Source organism: Sphingomonas sp., assembly GCF_031361285.1.
Taxonomy (GTDB): domain Bacteria; phylum Pseudomonadota; class Alphaproteobacteria; order Sphingomonadales; family Sphingomonadaceae; genus Sphingomicrobium.
Window position 1 is genome coordinate 1 of sequence record NZ_JANMCO010000071.1, and the last position, 2490, is coordinate 2490.

The following is a 2490-nucleotide window of genomic DNA, read 5'->3' on the forward strand; positions in this document are numbered from 1 at the left end:
GCGACGTCGAATGGCGCACCTCGATCTTTCCGCAGAAAACCGGCGACTTCATCCTGCCGGTCAAGGCCGAGGTCCGCGCCCAAGCCGGGATCGTCGCCGGCGACGAAGTCACGCTCACGATTGAACAGGCATGAAGCTAAGCCCGCACCGCCACGGCGTTGCGCTCGAAGCCATCGGCCAGTGTGTCGAGCATGTGCGCGGTGCGGCGGTCGGTCAGCCCGGCCGACAGGCGGTGGCAGCGCGCCACCTGCTCGTCGAGCGCGGCGGCCTGTTCGGCGCTGACGTCGATCAGCAGATTGACCGCGCCGGTCAGTATTCCGGCGGCGTCGAACAGCGGGGTGGGGTAGGGGGTGAACGCCTTGCGGGTACCATCGGGGCGCATCGCGATAGCCACTTCGCCGCGCACCGGGCGCCGTTCCTTGATCGCCACCGCCATCGGGCACTTATCGTGGGGCAGATGTTCGTCGGCGGGGGTGTGGATCCGCCACGTGACGCACCAGCGGTCCTCGCCGAGGGTCGGCTCGCGCCCGGCGAAGGCGACGCAGGCGCGGTTCCAATAGGTCACCAGCCCCTCGGCGTCGGTGGTGTAGACCGGCACCGGCAGCGCATCGAGCGCCACGCGCCAGCCGTTACCGCTGGCGATGGCATCGACGGCCGTGTTGAGCAGGGTCTGGGCAGTTCGGGGAGACATGGCTAGGGCGCGCTCACAGTTCTGGTCGTGATCCGAACCGCCTGACCCGTCAGGGGTTCCCTGCCGACAGGAACTATTTCTCGGCGTTGTGTTTCGGCCACAGCGGACGACATGCTGGCAATGTAGGATTTCGCATGTTTGGCTGGCGCCGGCGCATTGAACCGTCGAATCTTTCCCCTTTGCCTGTCCGTCCCGCCCTTAAAGTCCCGCGAAATGGTCTTCGTCTCCATGACTTTTGCGACCTTAAGCGGAGTCCGCAGGGGTCTCGCCGGCCGGCACGGCCCGCCGCCGCCGCCCCATCGTCGAGTCGATGCTCCACGGCCCCGGACCGGCCACCGCGATCAGCAGGAAGACGAAGCACAGCAGGATCACCGCCTCGCCCTGGTTGATCGACGGGAAGGTCGATTTGGGCGCGTGGAACATCCAGTAGGCGACCGCCATCTCGCCCGACAGGAGGAAGGCCATCGGCCGGCTGAACAGTCCGGCCAGCAGCAACAGGCCGCCGACGAGTTCAAGCATGCCGGCGATCCAGAACAAGGAGCCGATCGCGGGTGTTGGCATGGGCGAAGGGGGGAAGCCGAGTAGCTTGGACGAGCCATGAAGCAGGATCAGCAATGCGGCCACGATCCTCAACAGGCTGAGCGCCTGGCCCGCGCGTTGGTCACCGAAGCTGGTCATGGTCATCGCTCCTCGACATTGGTTGCAGCGAAGCTGTCTGTGAACGGCGCGATTGTCAAAGGGGAAGCGGCGCGGGCTAGCGCAGCCGCTTGACCGCCAGCCGGCCGTCGCTGCCGGTCTTGACCTGGAAATTGGGCACCGCCTTGATCAGATCGCTGAGGCGCGTGAAGCAGTAGTTGCGGACCGCGAAGCTCGACACCGCCTTGGCCCGCTGGCCCATTTCGCTCAGGCTGGCCCAGCCCTCCTCGTCGCGCTTCGACGCCTTGAACGCCGCGCCGAGCACCTGCAGCAGCTCGGCGTCGACCTCGCGCTGGCCCTCGGCGGTGGGGGGCGGGTCGAGCGCCGCATCCTTGTTGCTGGCCAGCGCGGCGACGTCGAAGAAGCGGGTGCAGCTTTGCTGGAAGCTTTGCGGGGTCTTGGCGGTGCCGAAGCCGTAGCACGGCAGCCCGTCCTCGCGGATCCGCTGGGCGAGGGGGAGGAAGTCGCTGTCGCTCGACATGATCCCGAAGCCGTCGACATGCCCGCGGTAAAGCAGGTCCATGGCGTCGATCGTCATCCGCATGTCGGTCGCGCTCTTGCCCTTGACGACGTCGAACTGCTGCATCGGGATGATCGAGTGGAGCCCGGTCAGTTCGCCCCACCCCTTGAGGCTGGTCTTGGCCCAATTGCCATAGGCCCGGCGGATGTTGTTCGTGCCGAGTTCGCCAAGCACGAGCAACACTTCGTCGAGGTGGACCGGGGAGGCGTTGTCGGCGTCGATGAGCAAGGCGATGTTGAGGTCACGGTCGAAGTCGTTACGGTCACTCATCGGTCAAAAACTCCGTTTCAGCGCTTCTAGCCACTTCGGGGGCGGAACGAAATGCCGGTTTGCTCGCTTGATAGCATCGCAGGGAAATGAATTTGGAGAACAAGACATGAAGAAACTTGCTTTGACGTCCGCACTGGCCGCGACCTTGACCTTGTCGGCATGCGCGACGACCCCATACGGTTATAACGATCCTTATTATGGCAATCGCAACACCCAAGGCGGCCGCGTCGCCGGCGGTGCCGCGATTGGTGGCGTTGCCGGTGCCGTTGCTGGCGCGATCATTCCCGGTGTCAACCCGGTAACCGGCGCGATC

General features: G+C 65.3%; 5 protein-coding genes. 2 read left to right on the forward strand and 3 right to left on the reverse strand.

Going from position 1 to position 2490, the window contains the following annotated elements:
- A partial coding sequence (locus tag RMO25_RS07145; protein ID WP_309661916.1) for a DUF1905 domain-containing protein occupies positions 1-134 on the forward strand: 134 nt, incomplete at its 5' end.
- Positions 135-136: 2 nt separating this feature from the next.
- On the opposite strand, the gene RMO25_RS07150 is transcribed toward RMO25_RS07145, so the two are convergent.
- The 3 genes from RMO25_RS07150 to RMO25_RS07160 all read right to left on the reverse strand — a co-directional run bounded on the left by RMO25_RS07150 (position 137) and on the right by RMO25_RS07160 (position 2177).
- The gene (locus RMO25_RS07150; protein WP_309661912.1) at positions 137-691 is read right to left on the reverse strand and encodes a PAS domain-containing protein; all 555 of its coding nucleotides are present in this window, start codon (positions 689-691) and stop codon (positions 137-139) included.
- 243 nt (positions 692-934) lie between these two features.
- Positions 935-1369, reverse strand: a complete 435-nt coding sequence (locus RMO25_RS07155; RefSeq protein ID WP_309661913.1) for a DoxX family protein — start codon at positions 1367-1369, stop codon at positions 935-937.
- Positions 1370-1445: 76 nt separating this feature from the next.
- Positions 1446-2177 carry an NYN domain-containing protein gene (locus RMO25_RS07160; protein ID WP_309661914.1) on the reverse strand — a complete coding sequence of 244 codons (732 nt, stop codon included), beginning with the start codon at positions 2175-2177 and terminating at the stop codon, positions 1446-1448.
- Between the two features lie 106 nt (positions 2178-2283).
- On the opposite strand from RMO25_RS07160, the gene RMO25_RS07165 reads away from it, so the two are divergent.
- Positions 2284-2490 (forward strand): hypothetical protein (locus tag RMO25_RS07165; protein WP_309661915.1); only part of this gene is annotated, 207 nt, incomplete at its 3' end.